Source organism: Pseudomonas sp. R2-60-08W (genome assembly GCF_003852335.1).
GTDB lineage: Bacteria > Pseudomonadota > Gammaproteobacteria > Pseudomonadales > Pseudomonadaceae > Aquipseudomonas.
Genome location: NZ_CP027731.1, coordinates 5,782,237 through 5,804,029, shown reverse-complemented (window position 1 = coordinate 5,804,029; position 21,793 = coordinate 5,782,237). Strand labels below are relative to the sequence as shown.

Sequence of the window (21,793 nt, the reverse complement as noted above, 5' to 3'; positions counted from 1 at the left end):
AAGGAGGGCGCTTCCCTGTCCGTGGAGCCGCGAAAAAACTGTTCTGGAGTGTGCCGATTAATTTGGGCGCGTACCAGTGATGCCGCCTGTTTATGGGGGTTTAGTCACGATCTTTGGAACAACAAAGATCAAATGTGGGAGGGGGCTTGCTCCCGATGGCTTTGGGTCAGTTGATACATGTACTGCTGACCCACCGTTATCGGGAGCAAGCCCCCTGCCACAGGGGATCTGCGTTGTAGCCAAAAGCGAACAAAAATTTCACGCCGCGTGTTATATCGTAACGAATTATGTACAAGCGGGCGTTGAGTGGATGCAAGTGGATCTAGAAGCTGACGGCGCTTCGGTTGAGGGCCTGCCGCGTTTTCAGCAGGGGCTGTTCCATGCCCGTCGATTGCGCCAAGCCGGTATCAGCCTGACAGCCTTGGCCGTCACCGGTTGGGTGCTGGCGTTATTTGTGGCGCTGTTTGCACCGGTCTCGATCTGGCCGGTGGTGTTGATCAATTGCTCGTCGGCCTTGCTCGTCCTGGTCGCCGGGTTGCAGTCGGCGTGGTGGGTCGCCGACTGGCGTGCCCAGGCGTTGGAAGAACCTGCGGTTGAAGCGGCGGTGGCCGATACGGGCCGCTACGGTCGTCTGGTGGAGCGCATTGGCAAGCAGATCGGCGCGCCTGTGTTGTGGCTGTGCGGTTGGTCGTTGCTGGCGCTGGTCAGCGTTATCGAATTCTGGAACCTGGCGCTGCCCGCTGCCGCCGTCGGTCAATCCGCCAGCATCGGCGCGGCGCTGGGCTTGGCGCTGGCGTTCGGTTTGCTGGTGTTCGAGCGGCGCATGGCCCAGGAAACCGCCGTGCAATGGCCGGAAGCTGCGCAACTGGCGCAATTGAGCCGGGTGGCGATCACCTGCCTGGTGATCAGTGCGCTGTGCCTGTTGTTTGCTGGCGCGCAATCGGTGTGGCCGCTGCGGCTGGCGACGCTGATCGGCCTGTTGCCTGCGCTGGTGGCGCTGGAATTTGTGCTGCGCGGCGTGCTGTCACTGTTCAGCCCACGCCAGCCGCGTCTGGAACCGCGCCTGATGGCGCAGAGTGTGGTCGCAGGCCTGCTGCGCTGGCCGCCGCAGCCGCTGCAAGCTTTGCAGCATGAACTGCACAATCGTTTCGGCATCGACCTGCGCCAGATTTGGGCATTTACCTACATGCGTCGCGCGTTCCTGCCGGTGCTGCTGGTGGTGCTGGCGGTAGGCTGGGCGCTGACCGGCGTGCATGAAGTCCCTCTGCAGGGCCGTGGGATTTATGAGCGTTTCGGTAAACCGGTCGAAGTGTTCGGCCCGGGCTTGCACGTTGGGTTGCCCTGGCCCCTGGGCCGCGTGTTGAACGTGGAGAACGGCGTGGTGCACGAGCTGGCGACCAGCGTCAGCGAAAGCGCCGCGCCCGAGCTGGCCGCCGCCGAAGGCCCGGCGCCGCTGATCGCCAATCGCTTGTGGGACGCCAGCCATGTGAATGACAAGTCCCAAGTCATCGCCAGCAGCAGTGGCGACAAACAGAGCTTCCAGATCGTCAACATGGACGTGCGGTTCGTCTACCGCATCGGCCTGACGGACCAGGCCGCACTGGCTGCCACCTACAACAGCGCCGATGTCCCGACCCTGATCCGCAGCACCGCCAGCCGCATCCTGGTGCATGACTTTGCCTCACGCACCCTCGATGAATTGCTCGGCGAACAACGCACCCGCCTTGCCGACGAAATCGGCCGCAGCGTACAAGCAGACCTGCAAAAGCTCGACAGCGGTGTTGAAATTCTCGCCACGGTCGTCGAAGCGATCCACCCACCGGCCGGCGCCGCCAACGCCTATCACGGCGTGCAAGCCGCGCAGATCGGTGCCCAGGCATTGATCGCTCGCGAGCGTGGCGCGGCCAGCGAGCAGACCAACCAGGCGTTGCTGCAGGCCAGCACCGCCCGCAACCAGGCCCAGGCCACCGCGCGCGAAGTGAATGCCGGTGCCCAGGCGGCCAACCTGCGCTTCGTTGCCGAACAAAAAGCCTACGCCGCAGCGGGCCGGGCTTTCGTGTTGGAACAGTACCTGGGCCAGCTCAGCCAGGGCCTGGCCCACGCCAAACTGCTTATTCTGGATCATCGCCTGGGCGCCGACAGTGCGCCGACGATCGATCTGCGATCTTTTACCTTACCGGCCGATCCCTCGGTGCCGCGTAAAGCCGTTCAATAAGGAGTCTGTCTGTTGAGCGCTCATTCTCACGATCACGGTCATCACCATCATCACGGCCACCATCACCATCATGGCGATGAACAGGCAGACAGCCCTTTCCCCTGGCGGCGTATGGCCTGGGCGGCAGTGCTGGTGCTGTTTGCCATCGCGGCGGCGAGCCTGGTGCAGGTGCGCTCCGGCGAGGCCACGGTGATTACCCGTTTCGGCAACCCTGTGCGGGTGCTGCTGAAACCGGGCCTGGGCTGGCGCTGGCCGGCGCCGTTTGAAGCGGCGATTCCGGTTGACCTGCGCCTGCGCACCACCTCCAGCGGGTTGCAGGATGTGGGCACCCGCGATGGCCTGCGGATCATCGTGCAGGCCTACGTAGCGTGGCAGGTGCAGGGCGATACCGACAATGTGCAACGCTTCATGCGCGCGGTGCAGAACCAGCCGGATGAAGCGGCGCGGCAGATCCGTACCTTCGTCGGTTCGGCGCTGGAAACCACGGCGGCCAGTTTTGACCTGTCCAGCCTGATCAATACCGACGCCAACCAGGTGCGCATCGCCGATTTCGAAGCCCAACTGCGCCAGCAGATCGATCAGCAATTGCTGGCCACCTATGGCGTACGCGTCGCCCAGGTCGGTGTCGAACGGCTGACGTTGCCGTCGGTGACCCTCACCGCCACGGTCGACCGCATGCGCGCCGAACGTGAAACCATCGCCACCGAGCGCACCGCCGTGGGCAAGCGTGAGGCGGCGCAGATCCGCTCGGCGGCCGAACGTGATGCACGGATCATGCAAGCCGATGCCACGGTGAAAGCCGCTGATATCGAAGCGCAATCGCGGGTTGAAGCAGCGCAGATTTATGGACGCGCCTACGCGGGTAATCCGCAGCTGTACAACCTGCTGCGCTCGCTGGATACCTTGGGCACCGTGGTGACGCCGGGCACCAAAATCATCCTGCGCACCGATGCCGCGCCGTTCCGCGCGCTGGTGGATGGACCCAAGGATGTGCAGCCATGAGCGAGCGTGACAGCCCCTGGATCCAAGCCGGGCGCCTGACGTTCCTGGCGCTGTACGCGGTCACCGTGTTGGCGGCGCTGGCCTGGGCGTTTTCCAATGTGCGCCAGATCGACCCGCAGAACCGCGCCATGGTGCTGCACTTCGGCGCCCTCGACCGGATTCAGAACGCCGGGCTGCTGCTGGCCTGGCCGCAACCGTTCGAGCAGGTGGTGCTGTTGCCGGCGGCAGACCGGGTGATCGAGCGTCGGGTGGAGAACCTGTTGCGTTCTGAGGCGGCCGTGCAGGCTGACCGCGTGGCCAGTTTCGCCACACCCCTGAGCGATACGCTGGCCGGTTCTGGCTATTTGCTGACCGGCGATGCCGGGATCGTGCAGTTGGATGTGCGGGTGTTCTACAAGGTCACCGAGCCCTATGCCTTTGTGTTGCAGGGCGAGCATGTGCTGCCGGCGTTGGACCGCTTGGTGACCCGCAGCGCGGTGGCCCTGACGGCGGCGCGGGACCTGGACACCATCCTGGTCGCGCGCCCCGAGCTGATCGGCGCCGACAACGGCGCCGCCGAGCGCCGCGAAAAACTGCGCGGCGACCTGGTGCAAGGCATCAATAAGCGCTTGGCGCAGTTGACTGCCAGCGGGTTGGGCCTGGGCATCGAAGTGACACGGGTCGATGTGCAATCGAGCCTGCCGGGCCCGGCGGTGAACGCTTTCAATGCGGTACTCACCGCCAGTCAACAAGCCGACAAGGCGGTGGCCAACGCGCGTACCGATGCGGAAAAACTCACCCAGACCGCCAACCAGGAGGCTGACCGCCAGGTGCAAGTCGCCCATGCCCAAGCCAGTGAACGCCTGGCCAATGCCCAGGCGCAGACCGCTGCCGTCACCAGCCTGGCGCAAGTCCGAGACCCGGGCCTGTTGCTGCGCCTGTACCGCGAGCGCCTGCCGAAGATTCTGGGCCAGGCCGGCTCGGTGACCACCGTCGATCCTAAAGACGACTCCCGTCTGATCATTCAGGGAGCCGAGCAATGAGCGCACCCATGCTGACCTCCGCCGAGCAGCGCAGCGCCGCCCGGCAATTGACCCTGGCCATGCTGGCCCTGGGTTTACTGGTATTGGGCCTGGTATGGCGCTGGCTGGCGGCGGACCAGAGCGGGGTCAGCCAACTGCTGCTCGGTGTGGCCTCGCTGCTGGTGGCCGTGCCGGTGATGCGTTCGGCCTGGTACAGCCTGCGCTATCCCAGCCTGCATGGCATCACTGACCAATTGATCGCGCTGGCGATGATCGGCGCCTGGGCCACCGGCGATCTGCTGACCGCAGCGCTGCTGCCGATCATCATGATTTTCGGGCATGTGCTTGAAGAGCGCAGCGTGATCGGTTCCCAGGAAGCGATCCACGCGCTGGGTAAACTCACGCGCAGCCATGCGCGCCGGGTGCAGGCTGACGGCAGCATTGTGGAAGTGGATAACGGCACGTTGAACACCGGCGATGTGGTCGAAGTGCGCGCCGGCGACCGCGTGCCGGCCGACGGCGTGGTGCTGTTGGGCCAGGCCAGCCTGGACACGGCGCCGATCACCGGTGAATCGGTACCGTTGGAAGCCAGCGTGGGCGTGCAGGTGTTTGGCGGGGCGATCAACCTGGACGGCCTGCTGCGCCTTGAAGTGACGCGCACGGGCAATGAGTCGACCCTGGGCAAAGTGATTGCGCTGATGCAGAACGCCGAACGTTCCAAGCCACCGATCACCCGGTTGCTGGAGCGTTATGCCGGTAGCTACATGGTGTTGGTGCTGTTGTTGGCGGCGGTCACCTGGTTCGTCACCAACGACGCCCAGGCGATGCTGGCCGTGCTGGTGGCGGCGTGCCCGTGTGCGTTGGTGTTGTCGGCGCCGGCTACCGCAATTGCCGGGATCGCGGTCGCCGCACGGCACGGCATTCTGATTCGCAGCTCGGCGTTTCTGGAAGAGCTGGCGGACCTTACTTCACTGGTTATCGATAAGACCGGTACCTTGACCTTCGGCACCTTGCGCCTGCAGTCCATCGAAACCGCGTCTACCGATCGCCAGGCCTTGCTCAACCTGGCGGCCAGCCTCGGTGCGGCCAGCAGCCATCCGGTCAGCCGTGCATTGGCGGGGTTGGCGACACAGCAACAGCGCGTGGTGCTGACCGATATTCGCGAGCGCCAGGGACTCGGTGTCGTTGCGCACACTGAACAGGGCGAAGCGGCGCTGGGCCGTCCCGAACTGTTCGAGCAACTGGCTATCGCCACGACCGCCGTGCCCAACCATGACGGCCCGATTGCCGGGCTGGCGCTGAACGGACAGTTCCTGGCCTGGCTGCTGCTGGCCGATAGCGTCAAACCCGAGGCGCGCCAGGCCCTGCAGGAACTGCGCGAGCTGGGGCTGGGTCGCCAGTTGCTGCTCACCGGCGACCGCCAGAGCGTGGCCGACAGCCTGGCCGTGAATGTGGGCATCGCTGAGGTCCAGGCCCAAGCGCTGCCGGAAGACAAACTCAACCGTGTGCTGGGGGAGATCGGCAGCGGTTTCCGGCCGATGGTGGTGGGGGATGGCATCAACGACTCCCTTGCCCTCAAAGCCGGTGTGGTCGGCGTGGCGATGGGCGCGGGCGGTGCCGATATCGCGCTGGCCTCGGCAGACGTGGTGTTGATCGGCAGCGACCTGCGCCGCCTGGGCACCTGCGTGCGCTTGAGCCGCCAGTGCCGACACACCTTGCAGGTGAATGTGATCATCGGCCTCGGCTGGACGCTGGCCATCGTGGTGTTCGCCGCCTTCGGCTGGCTGGGCGCCGCCGGGGCCATGATCGCAGCGGTGTTGCATAACCTCAGCACCTTGCTGGTACTGGGTAACGCCGGGCGATTGCTGCGTTTTCAGGAGCCGCTGTTGAAGCTTGACGAATAATTTCAGAAAACTTCGTACCGGGCTGTAACGCTAAAAGGGCGCCTCACTCTAGTGGTGTGTCGAGACTGGGCAATCCGCTCAGACCGGCATCACCACTGACCGATGAGGACTACACAATGAATATCAAACACGCCGTTTCCGGTGCTGCCCTGGCTATCGCTGCGGCCTCCATGTTTGCCGGCGTCGCCACCCAGGTACAGGCCGCCGACGCTCCGGTTCATTGCTACGGTGTCACGTCCTGCAAAGGCATGAACGATTGCAAAACCGCTGAAAACGCCTGCAAAGGCCAGGCGGAGTGCAAGGGCCACGGCTTCAAGGCCATGACCAAGGCTGAGTGCGACAAGGCCGGTGGCAAAGTCGGCGAGTAACCGACACGCGAGTGCAACCGCAGCGGACCTCGCGCCGCTGCGGACACTTTCCAGGAGCGCATGATGACCCGTTCTCTTCCCTCCCTGGGTTACGGCCTGGGTTTGCGTCACGAATACTATGAACAGATCCTTGCCCAATCCCCTGCAGTGGATTGGTTCGAAGTGATCTCCGAGAATTATCTGGTGCAGGGCGGCAAGGCCTTGTATTACCTGGACGCCATAGCCGAACGCTACCCCTTGGTGATGCACGGCGTGTCGTTATCGATCGGCGGGCCCCATGCCATCGACACCGCTTATCTCAAGCAGATAAAGGCCCTGGCCGAGCGCATCCAGCCAGCCTGGATTTCCGATCACCTGTGCTGGAGCCGTGGCAGCGCACACCAGTTGCATGACCTGCTGCCCCTGCCGTACACCGAAGAAAGCCTGTACCACGTGGCCGGTCGCGTGCTTCAGGTGCAGGACGTGTTGCAACGCCCGCTGGTGCTGGAAAACGTCTCCAGCTATGTGCGCTCCAAGGCCGATGAATTCACTGAGTGGCAATTTCTCAATGCCCTGGCGCATCTGACCGGATGCCAATTGCTGCTGGACGTGAACAATGTGTACGTCAGCTCGCGTAATCACGGATTCGATGCCTGGACGTTCATTCGCAACCTGCCGCCTGAAAGCATTCGCCAGCTGCATCTGGCGGGGCATAGGGACTACGGCGACTACGTGGTCGATACCCACGATCAGCCGGTGTGCGATCCGGTGTGGGCGCTCTATCAGCGCACGCTGGAACATCTGGGGCCGGTCTCGACGCTGTTGGAGCGCGACGATCATTTCCCGCCGTTCGAAGTGCTGCTGGCTGAATTGAACAAGGCCCGGGAACTGGGTGCCACTGCGTTGGCCAGGCGGTCGCTATGCGCTTGATCGATTGGCAACGGGCGTTCGAGGCACATCTGCTGTCTGAAACCTGCACCGCCGACAGTGGCTTTGCCGCCACCTTGCTTGGCGGGCCGACGCTGGATGTGGACACGGGCCTGGCGATTTATCACAACGCCTACCTGTCCCGATTGCAGGACGTATTACGTCACGACTTTGCCGCCATCCGGTATTGGCTGGGCGATGATGAATTTGCCGCGCTGAGCCAAGCGTATATTCGTCGTTATCCCTCGGCCCATTACAGCCTGCGGTGGCTGGGTGAGCGTTTTGCAGGGTTTATTCTTGAGCACCTGATGGCCGAACAAAGTGTCCCGCTGGCGGAACTGGCGCGGCTGGAGTGGGCATTCACCCTGGCATTCGACGCGCCTGCGGGCGAGCCGCTGACCCTCGACCATATGGCGCAACTGGCGCCTGAAGGCTGGCCGGCATTGCGCGTATCGCTGGTGCCTTCAGTACAGCAGCTAACGTGCCGTTTCAACACGCTGGGCATCTGGCGGGCCAATAAGGATGAATCGGACTTTCCCGGCAGCCAGGCGCTGGACCTGGCGCAGGTCTGCCTGGTGTGGCGCCATCAGAACCTGTGTCGTTATCGCAGTCTCGAGCCCGCCGAAGCCCACGCCCTGATAGGCATGACCGCCAGCAGCTGGAACTTTTCAGAACTGTGCGTCGAGTTGGCAGTCACTTATGAAGAGGGTGCGCCACTGCAAGCGGCCACATGGTTGAAACAGTGGATCCAGGACGGGTTGCTCGAGCGTCGGGCTTAATGGCAGGCAGTTATTTAATCGATAGCTTCCTACTTTATTTTGGATGGTCTACCCTCACAGCAGACGTCTGAAACAAGGGGGGACTACTCATGCTCGCGCAACTTCCACCGGCCTTACAGAATCTTCAGCTACCGCTGCGTCTTCGACTCTGGGACGGCCATGAATTCAACCTGGGCCCCGAGCCCAGTGTGACCATCGTGGTCAAGGACCCTACGGTCGTCTCACAACTGACCCATCCCACGCTCGACGCCCTGGGCGAAGCCTTCGTCGAGGGCAAACTGGAGCTGGAAGGCTCCATCGCCGAGGTGATCAGGGTATGTGACGAGTTGAGTCACGCCTTGATCGAAGACGACGATGGCCCTCGGCCGGTGCGCTCGATCCACGACAAGGCGACCGACGCGGCGGCCATTTCCTACCATTACGACCTGTCCAACGAGTTCTACCAGCTATGGCTGGACCAGGACATGGTGTATTCCTGCGGTTATTTCGAAACCGGCAGCGAGTCCATCGACCAGGCCCAACAAGACAAATTCCGCCATCTGTGCCGCAAATTGCGGCTGCAGCCGGGTGAGTATCTGCTCGATGTGGGATGTGGATGGGGCGGGCTGGCGCGGTTTGCGGCGCGGGAATTCGGGGTCAAGGTGTTTGGGATTACCTTGAGCAAGGAACAACTGGCCCTGGCCCAGGAGCGGGTGAAGGCCGAAGGCCTGGAGGACCAGGTCGACCTGCAGCTGCTCGACTACCGCGACCTGCCTCAGGACGGCCGTTTCGACAAAGTGGTGAGCGTGGGCATGTTCGAACATGTCGGCCACGCCAACCTGGCGCAATACTGTCAGATTCTGCACGGCGCCGTGCGTGAGGGCGGTCTGGTGATGAACCATGGCATTACTGCCAAACACACCGACGGCCGTCCCGTGGGCCGTGGCGCCGGGGACTTTATCGAGCGCTACGTGTTCCCCAACGGCGAGCTGCCGCACCTGGCGATGATGACGGCCGAAATCAGCGAAGTCGGGCTGGAAGTGGTGGACGTCGAAAGCCTGCGCCTGCACTACGCCCGTACGCTGGACCATTGGAGCGAGCGCCTGGAGGACAACCTCGAAGCAGCGGCGAAGATGGTGCCGGAGCACGCCTTGCGTATCTGGCGCCTGTACCTGGCGGGTTGCGCCTATGCCTTTGCGCGGGGTTGGATCAACCTGCATCAGATCCTGGCGGTAAAACCCCATGCCGATGGCAGCCATGAACTGCCGTGGACGCGGGAGGATATCTACCGCTGACCCGTTTCTTCAGAACACTGAAGGACCAAATGTGGGAGGGGGCTTGCCCCCGATGACGGTTTATCAGCTACCCATTAGCTGGCTGACACACCGCCATCGGGAGCAAGCCCCCACCCACAGTTGTTACAGAATCGGCGAGATCAAACGCGCCACGCGCATGCCCAGCTGTTGCAGGCGCCGGGTTTCGCGGCTTTCCTCCTGGCTGACTTCATGGGCCAGGGCGAAGTCGTCCAGCAGCATCCGCTCCACCTCTTTGGCGAAGGCTTCGTCGACCGTCAGCAACATCACTTCGAAATTCAGCCGGAACGAACGGTTGTCCATGTTCGCGCTGCCGATGGCGCTGATTTCGCTGTCCACCAGCACCACCTTCTGATGCAGAAAGCCCGGCGTATAGCGGAACACCCGCACGCCAGCGCGTACCGCTTCGATCGCGTAAAGGCTGGAGGCGGCGTAGACGATGCGGTGATCAGGGCGCGATGGCAGTAACAGGCGCACGTCGACCCCGCGCAAGACCGCCAGGCGCAGGGCGGCGAATACGGCTTCGTCGGGGATGAAATACGGGCTTGTGATCCACACGCGTTCGGTCGCGGCGTGAATGGCCTCGACGAAAAACAGCGAGCAGGTTTCATACGCGTCGGCCGGGCCGCTGGCGAGCAATTGACAGAGCACGCCATTCTCGGGGTAAGCGTCCGGCAGAATCAGGGGTGGCAGTTGGCGTGCGGCCCAGAACCAGTCTTCGGCAAACGACTCTTGCAAGCACGCCACCACCGGGCCGGTGACCTGCACATGGGTATCGCGCCACGGCGACAAGGGCGGCTTTTTGCCGAGGTATTCATCGCCCACATTGTGCCCGCCGACGAACCCGGTGATGCCGTCCACCACCACGATCTTGCGGTGGTTGCGAAAGTTGACCTGGAAGCGGTTCAGCCAGCCGCTGCGGGTGGCGAAGGCTTTGACGTTGACACCCGCGTCGCGCAGCGACTGCACATAACGATGGGGCAGGGCGTGGCTGCCGATGCGGTCGTAGAGCACGTAAATATCCACGCCTTCGGCCGCTTTTGCCGTGAGCAACCTGTGCAGTTGGCGACCGAGTTCATCGTCATGAATGATGAAGAACTGGAACAGCACAGCGGTTTTCGCGCTGCGGATGGCCTCGAAGATTGCGCTGAAGGTGGCGTCGCCGTTAATCAGCAACTGCACCTGGTTATTGGCCAGACAGGGCATGCGGCCCAATTTGGGCATGGCGCGCAAAGAGGCGTAGGCATTGGAATTGCGCGCGGCCAGCGCCTCCTCGACCCAGGGGCGCCAGTTCAATTCGGCGATGGCCGTGTGCATTTCCTGGTTGGCCTGGCGACGCGCCTGGATGTAGGCGTCGAAGGTGCTGCGGCCAAAAATCAGGTAGGGAATCAGTGTGAGGTAAGGCATGAACATCAGCGACAACGCCCAGGCAATCGAGCCTTGGGCGGTCCTGACGGTCAGTACCGCATGGATCGCGGCGAGGCTCCCGAGAAAATGCAGCGTGGCGATGAAGTAGGCGAGCAGGTGCGGGCCAAAAAAATCCATGAACGACATTACTCCGGGCAGTCCAGTGCGTAACAGACCATGTTCCACAGTGAATGTCGCTATTTTATTTGCCGTGCAACACTGGCACCTTTGCGGCGTCTAACGCCCACAATTGCCCAGGAGTTACCCGATGAATGCTCGTCTGCTCTGTTTATCCATGGTTGTTGGTTTGTCGCTGCCGGTGGCAGCACAGGCACAGATGTTGGCGCCGGGCTTGTGGGAATTGACTACCAGCAATATGAAAGTCGATAACCAGGACCTGCCGGACCTGTCACTGATCCTCGGTCAGCTGAAGCAGCAGATGACCCCCGAACAGCGCGCCATGCTGGAAAAACAAGGCATCACCATGGCCGGTAAAGGCGTGCAGGTGTGCCTGACGCCGGCTCAGGTCGCGTCCGATTCCATCCCCCTGACGGACCCGCAATCGGGTTGCAAACAGCAAGTCACCGACAAGACCGGCAACCAATGGAAGTTCCGCTTCAGTTGCCCGAAAGCCCAAGGCGTAGGCGTGGCGACTTTCCAGAGCCAGAAAGAATTCACCACCACCGTCAACGGCACCTTCAATGCCACCGGCATCCAGCAAAAGGGCAGCCTGGACACTCACGCGCAATGGCTGGGCAACGATTGCGGTACCGTCAAACCTCGCGCTTGACGCAGAACCATCAGGCATTGCGAATCATGGTGTGCCCAGAGCCGCGCACAAGGTATTGAGGTTGTATTCGAACAGCCCGATAAACGTGCTGGCCGGGCCTTCGGTGGCGAGGGCGTCGGAGTACAGCGTGCCGCCGATCTGCGCGCCGCTTTCGTCGGCAATTTGCTTGAGCAGGCGTGAGTCCTTGATGTTCTCCATGAACACGGCCTTGACCTTGTCCTGGCGAATCTGGGTGATCAGCGCGGCCACTTCGGCGGCTGATGGTTCGCGCTCGGTGGACAAACCTTGTGGCGCGAGGAACTGGATGCCATAGGCCTGGCCCAGGTAACCGAAGGCGTCATGGGAGGTCACGATACGGCGGTTACCCGCCGGCAGTGCGCCGAACTTGGCCTTGGCTTCGGCCAACACGCGGTGGATTTCTTTCAGGTAGGCCTGGCTGTTGCGCAGGTAGTCCGCCTGGTTGGCCGGGTCGGCGGTCACCAGGGCCTTGGTGATGTTGTTGACGTAAATCTCGGCGTTGGCCAGATTGTGCCAGGCGTGTGGGTCCGGGATGGTCTCGCCGTCCTCGTCCATGGTGTGGGAGATCACGCCTTTGCTGGCGGTGACCACCGTGGCCTTGGTCTCGGTGCTGCTCACCAGGCGGTCCAGCCAAGGCTCGAAGCCTAGGCCGTTCTTGATGATGAGTCTGGCCTTGAGCAACGCCTTGGCGTCGTCCGGCGTGGGTTCGTAGGTGTGGGCGTCGGCGTCCGGGCCGACCATGTTGCTGATCTGGATATGATCGCCACCGATCTGGTGGGTGATGTCATCGAGAATACTGAAGCTGGTGACCACTTGGAGTTTATCGGCGGCCTGGGCCATCGAGAGGGGCAACAGCAGACTGAACAGCACAAGTAGAGCGCGCATCGGAAAACACCTCATTGGGATGTAAGCAAGGGCGGGCGGCGCAGCAAGCCGTGCACCGGACCGAAAACCACGGACAACGCATACCCGGCGCCCGCCACCAGCACGATGGCCGGGCCGCTGGGCAGTGAGTAGTAGAACGACAGCAATAATCCCAGCCACACCGACAGGCATCCCAGCACCGCCGATACCGCGATCAATACCGGCAGGCGCCGGCTCCAGAAGCGCGAAGCGATGGCCGGCAACATCATCAAACCCACCACCATCAAGGCGCCGATGGCCTGGAAACCGATGACCAGGTTCAGCACCACCAGGGTCAGGAACAGCCCGTGGGCGAGCGGGCCGAGGCGGCTGACGGTTTGCAGAAACAGCGGGTCGAGCGTATCGAGCAGCAGCGGTTTGTAGATCAGCGCCATGGCGATCAGGCTCAAGCCGCAGACCCAGAGCATGCCGGTGAGGGTGGTCTCATCCACGGCCAGGGCCGAGCCGAACAGCAGGTGCAAAAGGTCCAGGCGCTTGCCGGCGATGCCCAGGATCAGCACGCCGGCAGCGAGGGAGATAGGGTAGATGGCGGCAAGGCTGGCGTCTTCACGCAGGCCGGTGCGGCGGGTGATCCAGGCGGATAGCCCGGCCATGCTCAGGCCCGCACCGAGGCCGCCGATAGTCAGTGCCGGCAGGCTCAACCCGGCGAACCAGAAGCCCAGGGCGGCACCGGGCAGAATGCCGTGGGCCACGGCGTCACCGATCAGGCTCATGCGCCGCAGGATCAGAAACACGCCCAGCGGCGCCGTGCTGCAGGCGAGTACCAGGCCGCCGATCAGCGCGCGGCGCATGAAGACGAAGTCGACAAAAGGCATCCACAAGTGAGCAGCAAAGTGCATCAGGCCACCTGCAATTGCGGTTGTGGGCGGATCAGCTCTTTGCTCGGGCCCAATGCGCAGCCGGTGCTTTTGATGTGCAGCACATGCGGAGTGTGGTGGCGCACCGACGCCAGGTCATGGCAGACCACCATCAGCGTGCGGCCCGCTTCGTGCCAGGCGTGGATGTGTTTCCAGCACAGCGCCTGGCCTTCTTCGTCGAGGGCCGCGTGAGGTTCGTCGAGCAGCAGGACCGGTGCGTCGGCCAGGCTCATGCGGGCGAGCAGGGCGCGTTGCAGCTGGCCGCCAGACAGCGCCATCAATGGGCGTTGCTCCAGGCCGCTGAGGCACCAGTCTTCCAGCACGGTTTGCAGGCGCTCGCTGCGTTGCGGTGGTGTGAGCCGGGTGCCCCAGAATCCGGCGGCAACCAGTTCTTGCAGGCTGATGGGGAACTGGCGGTCCAGGTGTTGCTGCTGAGGCAGGAACGCCAAGCCGCCACGGCGTGGAACAGCGACGCTGACGGTCCCCGCCAGCGGCTTTTGCAGGCCGGCGATGACTTTGAGCAGGCTGCTTTTGCCACAGCCATTGGGGCCGATGACGCCAGTGAGACTGCCCTTTGCCAGGGTGAAATCCACGGCGGGGGTCAGCGGTTGGCCCGGGGCGCCCCAGCGCAAAGCGTTGCAGATGATCATGGGGAGGGTCTCGTCCAACGGCTTTCAGCCACGGCATCGTGCGCGTGCAGGCTTTCAGCGTGGATCACTTTGAGGTGGAAGGCTTTGACCGCATCCGAGCGTTTCAAGGCGAGGTTCAGGCGGCGGGCGGCGTCTTCGCAGAACATCAGGTTCTGCCCGTTGGCCAGCGCGAAGGCTTGTTCGTCGGCACGCTTCACTGCGGTTTGCACAGCGGTGCCGAGCGCGGCTTCGGCAGCGTTGATCAAATCGATGACGGACAATTGGTCGCCTTGCAGTTGCACATGCAACTGTGCGCTGCTGCGCTGACTGTGGGGCGTGGCAACGATGCCATTGGTGCTGCCGAGCCAGGTCAACACGTCTGCATGCCGCAATGGCGTGTTGGCGAAATCTTCGAGAAATTGCTGCTGAATCAATTGCCTGGCAAGGGCAGCGGAACACGGGCAGGTCGAGGAATAAGCAACGTCAATTTTTAGTTCCACGTGGAACATCTGGTTTTCCAGACGTGCCTCGATGATTACCGGGTAGCGCTTCCAACCGTCCAATGGGCTGACCAGGGCGGGGCGTTTCAACAGTAAATGGGTGTGGATCCGCAGGTAGGCGTTGTTAGATAAATCTTCATGTGTGTCGAGAAAGCGCTGCAGTACATTACGCAGAAGTGCAGGCGTAAGCGGTTGCTGGTCGAACACCTGCAGCGCCAGGTACAGGCGTGACATATGAATACCACGGGCCAAGCCATCGTCCAGGCTCACCCCTGCATCGGCGATGGCAGGCAGACGTTGGTCCTCGAGCAGAATCGGCAAGGCGATGCCGCACATGCCCACCCAGTCGAGTGGCAAGGCTTGGCGTGAAGCCTGCGCAGCGATATCCGGCAGAGTCAGCGCATTCATAAGCAGGTCCATCGTCGGAAATAATTCGACATGTTATAGTATAACAGTCGCCTCGACGATGAAATTTCTGCTCCAGCCTTTCTTCAGCCACGTTGAGCAGGGACGCTCCTTTATTTGCGGTATTGGTCATGCACAGACGTCAGCTCCTCAACCTGCTGCTGGTCAGCCCCTTGTTCGCCTTGCCGCTGGGGGCCTGCGCCACGCAAATCCGCAATGCGCGCCTGTGGCGTTCGGAGGATAAGCTGCGGCTGGTGTTCGACCTCAGCGGCCCGGTGCAATACAAGACGTTTTCCCTGGCTGCCCCGGAACGCGTGATCATCGACCTGAGCGGCGCCGGGCTCAGTGGTGACTTTTCGCAATTGGTGCTGAAAAACAGTGGAATTACCTCGATTCGCTCCGGACATTTCGGCAAGGACGACACCCGCATCGTGCTGGACCTGGCCGCACCGATGCAGCTCAACAGTTTTTTATTGCCGCCCCAGGAAGGTCAGGGTCATCGCCTGGTGCTCGACCTGACCCGCGCCACCTCGGCGCCTCGTCAAATCGCCGCTGAGCCTGCGCCATTGATCGCGCCGGTGGATAAAGCTCATCCCAGGCGCGACATCATCGTGGTGGTCGACCCTGGCCATGGCGGCAAAGACCCCGGCGCCATCGGCTCCAAAGGCCAGCGGGAAAAAGACGTGGTGTTGTCGATTGCCCAGTTGCTGGCTAAACGCTTGAAACGCGAAAAGGGTTTCGATGTAAAGCTGGTGCGCAACGATGACTTTTTCGTGCCTTTACGCAAGCGCGTGGACATCGCCCGCCAGCACAAAGCCGATATGTTCATCTCGGTGCATGCCGACGCGGCACCCAGGCTCACCGCATCGGGGGCCTCGGTGTATGCGTTGTCCGAGGGCGGTGCCACCTCGGCAACCGCGCGTTTCATGGCACAGCGCGAAAACGGCGCGGATCTGCTGGGCGCCACGACGTTACTCAACCTGAAGGACAAGGACCCGATGCTCGCGGGCGTGATTCTCGACATGTCGATGAACGCCACCATCGCCTCCAGCCTGCAACTGGGCAGCGCGGTGTTGGGCAGCCTGCAAAACATCACCAGCTTGCATCAGAAGCGTGTGGAGCAGGCTGGCTTCGCGGTGCTCAAATCGCCCGACGTGCCGTCGATCCTGGTCGAGACCGGGTTTATCTCCAACACCCAGGACGCCCAGCGGCTGGTGACGGCGCGCCATCAACAGGCAGTGGCGGACGGCTTGTTCAACGGGCTGAAAACATACTTCGAGAAGAACCCTCCAATGAACAGCTACATGGCCTGGGTGCAGGAGCAGAAGAACAACCAGGTCTAACAGCCGGTCATTCGGCTGCAGGTGAACCTGGCGCTGGCGCCACCCGAACTGGAGAACCGGTTAAGGGTGGTCCAGCCCACGCGCCGCGTGTAGCCAACCCACGCCTCACCGTCCGATGCCAACCCGGTAAAAAACGTCAGCTGCCCATAGCGGCTGTTAGTTTGTGCCCAGTAGCGTTTGCCGATCACTTCGAACCCGCGCAGATACGTGGTGCTGCCAACGGTCGCCACGCTATAGGCGTTGCCCAGCGGGTCGACACAGGCCAGCAGGTTGGCGCTGCGGGTGCAGTTGGCTAGCAGGCTTGGGGGTTGGGCACAGGCAGATCCTGCCACTGCTGATAACAGGGCGCAAATCGCGAAGAGCAAGGAGGGTTGGCTTATTTGCATTGTTATACTATAGCATAAAAACAAAGCCTGGCTCGACCGGGCAGCCTGATGAGAGCGAACCGATGCCCAACCGTCTACCCGTCACCGTGTTGTCCGGCTTTCTCGGCGCCGGCAAAAGCACCCTGCTCAACTATGTACTGCGCAACCGCGAAAACCTGCGGGTGGCGGTAATCGTTAACGACATGAGCGAAATCAACATCGACGGCAGTGAGGTGCAGCGCGACGTCACACTTAATCGCGCTGAAGAAAAGCTGGTGGAGATGAGCAACGGCTGCATCTGCTGCACCCTGCGCGAGGACTTGCTCGAAGAAGTCGGCAAGCTCGCCAGGGAAGGCCGGTTCGATTACTTGCTGATCGAATCCACCGGCATCTCCGAACCCATGCCTGTGGCCGAAACCTTCACGTTTCGCGATGAAAACCAGCAGAGCCTGGCGGATGTCGCACGCCTGGACACCATGGTCACAGTGGTCGACGGGGTGAATTTCCTGCTCGACTACCAAGCCGCAGAAAGCCTGGCCTCACGTGGGGAAACCTTGGGCGAGGAGGACGAGCGCTCGATCACCGACCTGTTGATCGAACAGATCGAATTCGCCGACGTGATACTGGTCAGCAAGATCGACCTGATCAGCAGTCACGAGCGCGAAGAATTGATGGCCATTCTTGAACGCCTCAACGCCCAGGCGCAGATCATTGCGATGGTCATGGGGCAAGTGCCGCTGAACAAAATCCTCAACACCGGCCGCTTTGATTTCGAACGGGCTGCCCAGGCACCGGGCTGGTTGCAGGAGTTACGCGGTGAACACGTGCCGGAAACCGACGAGTACGGCATTGCGTCCACCGCTTACCGTGCGCGCCGTCCGTTTCACCCACAGCGGTTTTTCGACTTTATCGACCGCCCGTGGGTGAATGGCAAACTGCTGCGTTCCAAAGGCTTCTTCTGGCTGGCCAGCAAACACCAGGACGCCGGCAGTTGGTCCCAGGCCGGTGGTTTGATGCGCCATGGCTTTGCCGGGCGCTGGTGGCGTTTCGTGCCGAAAAGCCAGTGGTCGCAAGACGCAGAAAGTGTCGCGGCGATCATGGACAACTGGCAACCGAGCACCGGTGATTGCCGTCAGGAACTGGTGTTTATCGGCCAGAACATCGACTTTGCGCAGATGCGCGCCGAGCTGGACCAATGCTTGCTCACGGATGAAGAAATGGCCCTGGGCATCGAAGCTTGGCGCCAGTTGGCCGATCCCTTTGGCCCTTGGTATGAAGAGGCAGCCGCCTGATGTTGGCCCCGCTTACTCCCCTGCGCCCGGTGGTTCGCCAAACCCGCGGGCAAACCCCGCTGGCGCTGTCTGACATCCTGGAAGACGGCGTGAACCTGGCGCTGTGGCAGCGCCAATTACCCTTGCACATCGCCGAATTCGCCGCCTTGGTCGTGGCGCTCGATGAGCTGCTGGCCGAAGCACTAGTTATCGAGTTGGACCGCGAAGACAGCGCGCCGAACCTGCAGGGGCTGGCGCCCCATTGCCGCGATCTTGAAGGCTATGACGGTTTTATCGCCGACGTGTCCTGGCTGGTCAGCGCATTCGCCTGCCTGCTGGGCGCCAGGCGCATCGGCGTGCGTCTGCGCCTGCTGGACAGGGCCATGTGCCCGCGTTTTCACGTCGACCATGTGCCTGTGCGGCTGATCACCACCTACGCTGGCGTCGGCAGCCAATGGCTGCGCGAAGGCGTCATGGACCGCCGACGATTAAGCCAGCCCGACGCAGAGCCCACCGAGCGCATCGAGCAAATTCTCTGTGGAGAGGTGGCCCTGCTCAAGGGCACCAAATGGCATGGCAACGAAGACCATGGCCTCATTCACCGCTCACCTGCACTGAAAGCCAATGAGCGTCGCTTGATCCTCACACTGGATTGGCTTGCATAAACGCGTAGGATCAAGCGCTCTACACGGTCTGAATGATGCCAACCCATGCTGCAGAACATTCCCACCCATGTGATTGCCGGGCCCTTGGGCGCCGGCAAGACGAGCCTGATCAAACACCTGCTTGCCCAACGCCCGGCCAACGAGCGCTGGGCGGTGCTGATCAACGAGTTCGGGCAGATCGGCCTGGACGCGGCCTTGCTCACTCAAGCTGACGATGGCATTGCCTTGGGCGAAGTGGCGGGTGGCTGCCTGTGTTGTGTGAATGGCGCGCCGTTCCAGGTAGGCCTGGGTCGGTTATTGCGTAAGGCCAAGCCGGATCGGTTGTTTATCGAGCCGTCGGGCCTGGGCCATCCGGCGCAGTTGCTCAAACAGTTAGGCGAAGCGCCATGGCAAGGCGTGCTGGCGGTTCAGCCCTGGGTGCTGGTGCTGGACGCCCAGGCCCTGGCAGCGGGCAAACCCTTGCCGCAAGCGCAGCAGGAGGCGCTGGCCGGTGCCGGCTTGCTGGTGTTGAACAAGGATGAGGCGCTGGACGCTGCGCAACGCCAGGCTATTGAGCAACGGTTACCCGGCAGCGCGCTCTATTGGACGCGCCAGGCTCAGTTGCCTCTGGAACACTTGCCTGGCTTGAAAGCCCAGGCTGGCGGGGTTGTGGATAACTTCGCGGTGCCCCAAGGCTTGGCGCAAATGCCGGCGATCTGGAGCGACCCCACGTTGCCGATCTGCTTGAGCCAGGCCGAGGAAGGAGGCTGGAGCATTGGCTGGCGCTGGCATCCGAGCCAGCGATTTGACCTGGAACGAGTGAGCCAATGGCTGACGAGTCTGCAATGGCGTCGCGCCAAACTTGTTATCCACAGCCGTGACGCGTGGATGTCCGCCAACGCTGTGGATAACAGTCCACTCGTCTGGCAGCCCAGCGAATGGCGCCGCGATTCACGTATCGAATTGATCTTCAGCGCACCACAGAACGTGGCGGCATTGCAGGCCGCTCTGGCTGCCTGCCGTTACTGACGGTTCTTGGTTGCGTGGTCCTGGCGCCACTGGCTCAGCTCGATGACGTTGGCGCTGGGCAGCGGCTCCTTGGCTTCGAACGGGTAGGGCGCCAATTCAATCTGCGCGCTGTGGGCGCCAAATTGGGTAATGGTGCCACTGTGGCGAGCCTCGCCCGTCACGGTGAACTCGAAATTGTAGACCCGTGCCAACCGGCGCCGACCCTTGGCATCCTTCACGAAACCGATGCGTTTGAGTGCAACCGCGCCGTCGAGCAGTTCGATATCGAGCTTGGCGCAGTGCTGCTTGACCCGCTCCAACGCGCGCTCGCGCAGGCCATGGTTGTGCCAGACCCAAGCGGCGCCGGTCGCCAGCAGCATCAACACGAACATGTTTCCCAGGGTCAGCATTGCATGAACTCCAACAAAGTGAGCGCAGCTTAACTGTGTCGCCGGTCTGTCGTACAGGCTGCGTTTAGTCGCATACTGCGCGGCCAGAATTTCAACGGCTTTATGGACATCTCCTGCATGAAACGCACACCCCATCTGCTTGCGATCCAGTCTCATGTGGTTTTCGGCCACGCCGGAAACAGCGCCGCCGTGTTCCCCATGCAGCGGGTCGGGGTGAATGTATGGCCGCTCAACACAGTGCAGTTCTCCAACCACACACAGTATGGCCACTGGGCAGGTGAAGTGCTGGCGCCGCAGCAGATTCCGGCATTGGTGGAAGGTATCGCAGCCATCGGCGAGCTGGGTAACTGCGATGCAGTGCTGTCCGGCTACCTCGGCAGTGCGGATCAGGGGCGTGCGATTCTTACCGGCGTGGCGCGCATCAAGGCGCTCAATCCCAAGGCGATGTACCTGTGCGACCCGGTGATGGGCCATCCTGAAAAAGGCTGCATCGTGCCGCAGGAAGTCAGTGATTTCCTGCTGAACGAGGCGGCGGCCATGGCGGATTTCCTGTGCCCCAATCAACTGGAGCTGGACAGCTTTGCCGGGCGCAAACCGCAATCGCTGTTCGATTGCCTGGCGATGGCCAAAGCCCTGTTGGCGCGCGGGCCGAAGGCGGTGCTGGTCAAGCATCTGGAGTACCCCGGCAAGCTGCCGGACGGCTTTGAGATGCTGCTGGTGACGGCTGATGGCAGTTGGCACTTGCGTCGGCCGCTGCTGGCATTCCCGCGCCAGCCGGTGGGTGTGGGCGACCTGACGTCAGGGCTGTTCCTGGCGCGGGTGCTGCTGGGGGATAGCCTGGTGGCGGCCTTCGAATTCACCGCCGCAGCGGTGCACGAGGTGCTGCTGGAGACCCAGGCCTGCGCCAGTTATGAACTGGAACTGGTGCGGGCGCAGGATCGCATTGCCCATCCCCGCGTACGGTTCGAGGCCACGCCGATCAGCCTGTAAGCACACAGAACCAATGTGGGAGGGGGCTTGCTCCCGATGGTGGTGTGTCAGTCAGCATGTTCGAGACTGATCCACCGCTATCGGGAGCAAGCCCCCTCCCACATTTGATCCGGTTCGCAGCTTGGAATTCAAGGCGCGTCGGCCTTGATTTCCTGATAGCGCTTTTCCAATTCCTGGCGAATCTGCCGACGCTGCTGGGCCTGTACGAAGCGGCGTTTGTCTTCGCTGTTGTGCGGCTGCAAGGGTGGCACGGCGGCCGGTTTGCGCTGGTCGTCCACCGCCACCATGGTGAAAAAGCAACTGTTGGTATGACGCACTGAGCGTTCACGGATGTTCTCGGTCACCACCTTGATGCCCACTTCCATCGAGGTGTTGCCGGTGTAGTTGACCGACGCGAGAAAGGTCACCAGCTCGCCGACATGGATCGGCTCGCGGAAAATCACCTGGTCCACCGACAGCGTGACCACATAGCGGCCGGCATAACGGCTGGCGCACGCGTACGCCACTTCGTCGAGGTACTTGAGCAGGGTACCGCCGTGGACATTGCCTGAGAAATTGGCCATGTCAGGGGTCATCAATACCGTCATCGACAGCTGGGCGTTTCCGGGTTCCATAGCACACTCACGGGTTGTAGGCATTGGTTGGGTAGGGCACCTCTGCGGGTGCTGGGGTCTTTGCAGCGCCATCCCTAACGGGACGCCAGTGGACGGCTTGCCGTCACGCGCGGGTCGATCTGTTTCCATATATTGCACCGGCTTTCCGGCG

At 62.2% G+C, this 21,793-nt stretch carries 22 protein-coding genes; 14 read left to right on the top strand and 8 right to left on the bottom strand.

Going from position 1 to position 21,793, the window contains the following annotated elements:
• Positions 1 to 310 precede the first annotated feature (310 nt).
• The 8 genes from hflK (C4J90_RS26645) (at position 311) to cfaB (ending at position 9,449) form a co-directional block, all read left to right on the top strand.
• Positions 311 to 2,215, top strand: coding sequence for a protease modulator HflK (gene hflK / locus C4J90_RS26645; RefSeq protein WP_124421159.1), 1,905 nt, complete (start codon positions 311 to 313; stop codon positions 2,213 to 2,215).
• 9 nt (positions 2,216 to 2,224) lie between these two features.
• Complete coding sequence (gene hflC / locus C4J90_RS26640) at positions 2,225 to 3,217, top strand: protease modulator HflC (protein WP_164487628.1); 993 nt, start codon at positions 2,225 to 2,227, stop codon at positions 3,215 to 3,217.
• Entirely contained in the window at positions 3,214 to 4,239 is a 1,026-nt protein-coding gene (hflK, locus tag C4J90_RS26635) for a protease modulator HflK (RefSeq protein WP_124421158.1), read from the top strand. Before hflC ends, hflK (C4J90_RS26635) begins: the two co-directional genes overlap by 4 nt.
• Positions 4,236 to 6,122 carry a cation-translocating P-type ATPase gene (locus tag C4J90_RS26630; protein ID WP_124421157.1) on the top strand — a complete coding sequence of 629 codons (1,887 nt, stop codon included), beginning with the start codon at positions 4,236 to 4,238 and terminating at the stop codon, positions 6,120 to 6,122. The genes hflK (C4J90_RS26635) and C4J90_RS26630 overlap by 4 nt, the downstream gene beginning before the upstream one ends.
• Positions 6,123 to 6,238: 116 nt before the next feature.
• Positions 6,239 to 6,490 carry a hypothetical protein gene (locus tag C4J90_RS26625; RefSeq protein WP_124365055.1) on the top strand — a complete coding sequence of 84 codons (252 nt, stop codon included), beginning with the start codon at positions 6,239 to 6,241 and terminating at the stop codon, positions 6,488 to 6,490.
• A gap of 63 nt (positions 6,491 to 6,553) precedes the next feature.
• Positions 6,554 to 7,399: a DUF692 domain-containing protein gene (locus tag C4J90_RS26620; RefSeq protein ID WP_124415967.1), complete on the top strand. Its 846-nt coding sequence runs from the start codon at positions 6,554 to 6,556 to the stop codon at positions 7,397 to 7,399.
• Positions 7,390 to 8,175 carry a DNA-binding domain-containing protein gene (locus tag C4J90_RS26615; RefSeq protein WP_124421156.1) on the top strand — a complete coding sequence of 262 codons (786 nt, stop codon included), beginning with the start codon at positions 7,390 to 7,392 and terminating at the stop codon, positions 8,173 to 8,175. Before C4J90_RS26620 ends, C4J90_RS26615 begins: the two co-directional genes overlap by 10 nt.
• 89 nt (positions 8,176 to 8,264) lie before the next feature.
• Positions 8,265 to 9,449 (top strand): C17 cyclopropane fatty acid synthase CfaB, encoded by a 1,185-nt coding sequence (gene cfaB / locus C4J90_RS26610; RefSeq protein WP_124365052.1) that lies wholly within the window; start codon positions 8,265 to 8,267, stop codon positions 9,447 to 9,449.
• A 123-nt stretch (positions 9,450 to 9,572) separates the two neighbouring features.
• On the opposite strand, the gene cls is transcribed toward cfaB, so the two are convergent.
• A complete protein-coding gene (gene cls / locus C4J90_RS26605) occupies positions 9,573 to 11,012 on the bottom strand; it encodes a cardiolipin synthase (RefSeq protein ID WP_124365051.1) in 1,440 nt (479 codons plus the stop codon).
• A gap of 130 nt (positions 11,013 to 11,142) precedes the next feature.
• Between cls and C4J90_RS26600 the strand changes: the two genes are divergently transcribed.
• Positions 11,143 to 11,664 (top strand): DUF3617 domain-containing protein, encoded by a 522-nt coding sequence (locus C4J90_RS26600; RefSeq protein ID WP_065933659.1) that lies wholly within the window; start codon positions 11,143 to 11,145, stop codon positions 11,662 to 11,664.
• Positions 11,665 to 11,688: 24 nt separating this feature from the next.
• On the opposite strand, the gene C4J90_RS26595 is transcribed toward C4J90_RS26600, so the two are convergent.
• From C4J90_RS26595 to folE2, 4 genes are read right to left on the bottom strand one after another with little or no spacing between them, the layout of a single operon-like run.
• Positions 11,689 to 12,567, bottom strand: a complete 879-nt coding sequence (locus C4J90_RS26595; RefSeq protein WP_124421155.1) for a metal ABC transporter substrate-binding protein — start codon at positions 12,565 to 12,567, stop codon at positions 11,689 to 11,691.
• An 11-nt stretch (positions 12,568 to 12,578) separates the two neighbouring features.
• A complete protein-coding gene (locus tag C4J90_RS26590; protein WP_124365049.1) occupies positions 12,579 to 13,445 on the bottom strand; it encodes a metal ABC transporter permease in 867 nt (288 codons plus the stop codon).
• A complete protein-coding gene (locus C4J90_RS26585; protein ID WP_124365048.1) occupies positions 13,445 to 14,113 on the bottom strand; it encodes a metal ABC transporter ATP-binding protein in 669 nt (222 codons plus the stop codon). Before C4J90_RS26585 ends, C4J90_RS26590 begins: the two co-directional genes overlap by 1 nt.
• A complete protein-coding gene (gene folE2 / locus C4J90_RS26580) occupies positions 14,110 to 15,000 on the bottom strand; it encodes a GTP cyclohydrolase FolE2 (RefSeq protein ID WP_124421154.1) in 891 nt (296 codons plus the stop codon). The genes C4J90_RS26585 and folE2 overlap by 4 nt, the downstream gene beginning before the upstream one ends.
• A 128-nt stretch (positions 15,001 to 15,128) precedes the next feature.
• Here folE2 and C4J90_RS26575 point away from each other — a divergent pair, with 128 nt between their 5' ends.
• Positions 15,129 to 16,340 (top strand): N-acetylmuramoyl-L-alanine amidase, encoded by a 1,212-nt coding sequence (locus C4J90_RS26575; protein ID WP_124365046.1) that lies wholly within the window; start codon positions 15,129 to 15,131, stop codon positions 16,338 to 16,340.
• Here C4J90_RS26575 and C4J90_RS26570 read toward each other — a convergent pair.
• Entirely contained in the window at positions 16,337 to 16,726 is a 390-nt protein-coding gene (locus tag C4J90_RS26570; protein ID WP_372237482.1) for a glutamine synthetase, read from the bottom strand. The two genes, C4J90_RS26575 and C4J90_RS26570, sit on opposite strands and share 4 nt — an antisense overlap.
• 62 nt (positions 16,727 to 16,788) lie before the next feature.
• Here C4J90_RS26570 and zigA point away from each other — a divergent pair, with 62 nt between their 5' ends.
• The 3 genes from zigA to C4J90_RS26555 are packed head-to-tail and all read left to right on the top strand — an operon-like array spanning position 16,789 to position 19,649.
• Positions 16,789 to 17,997 carry a zinc metallochaperone GTPase ZigA gene (zigA, locus tag C4J90_RS26565; protein ID WP_124421152.1) on the top strand — a complete coding sequence of 403 codons (1,209 nt, stop codon included), beginning with the start codon at positions 16,789 to 16,791 and terminating at the stop codon, positions 17,995 to 17,997.
• Positions 17,997 to 18,641, top strand: coding sequence for a DUF1826 domain-containing protein (locus C4J90_RS26560; protein ID WP_124421151.1), 645 nt, complete (start codon positions 17,997 to 17,999; stop codon positions 18,639 to 18,641). The genes zigA and C4J90_RS26560 overlap by 1 nt, the downstream gene beginning before the upstream one ends.
• A 45-nt stretch (positions 18,642 to 18,686) precedes the next feature.
• A complete protein-coding gene (locus C4J90_RS26555) occupies positions 18,687 to 19,649 on the top strand; it encodes a GTP-binding protein (RefSeq protein WP_124421150.1) in 963 nt (320 codons plus the stop codon).
• Here the strand turns inward: C4J90_RS26555 and C4J90_RS26550 are convergent.
• Positions 19,643 to 20,038 carry a DUF3301 domain-containing protein gene (locus C4J90_RS26550; protein WP_124365041.1) on the bottom strand — a complete coding sequence of 132 codons (396 nt, stop codon included), beginning with the start codon at positions 20,036 to 20,038 and terminating at the stop codon, positions 19,643 to 19,645. The genes C4J90_RS26555 and C4J90_RS26550 overlap by 7 nt on opposite strands.
• 117 nt (positions 20,039 to 20,155) lie before the next feature.
• On the opposite strand from C4J90_RS26550, the gene pdxY reads away from it, so the two are divergent.
• Entirely contained in the window at positions 20,156 to 21,028 is an 873-nt protein-coding gene (pdxY, locus tag C4J90_RS26545; RefSeq protein WP_124415956.1) for a pyridoxal kinase PdxY, read from the top strand.
• A 128-nt stretch (positions 21,029 to 21,156) separates the two neighbouring features.
• Here pdxY and C4J90_RS26540 read toward each other — a convergent pair whose 3' ends face one another.
• Positions 21,157 to 21,642 carry an acyl-CoA thioesterase gene (locus C4J90_RS26540; protein WP_034110411.1) on the bottom strand — a complete coding sequence of 162 codons (486 nt, stop codon included), beginning with the start codon at positions 21,640 to 21,642 and terminating at the stop codon, positions 21,157 to 21,159.
• Positions 21,643 to 21,793: the final 151 nt, after the last annotated feature.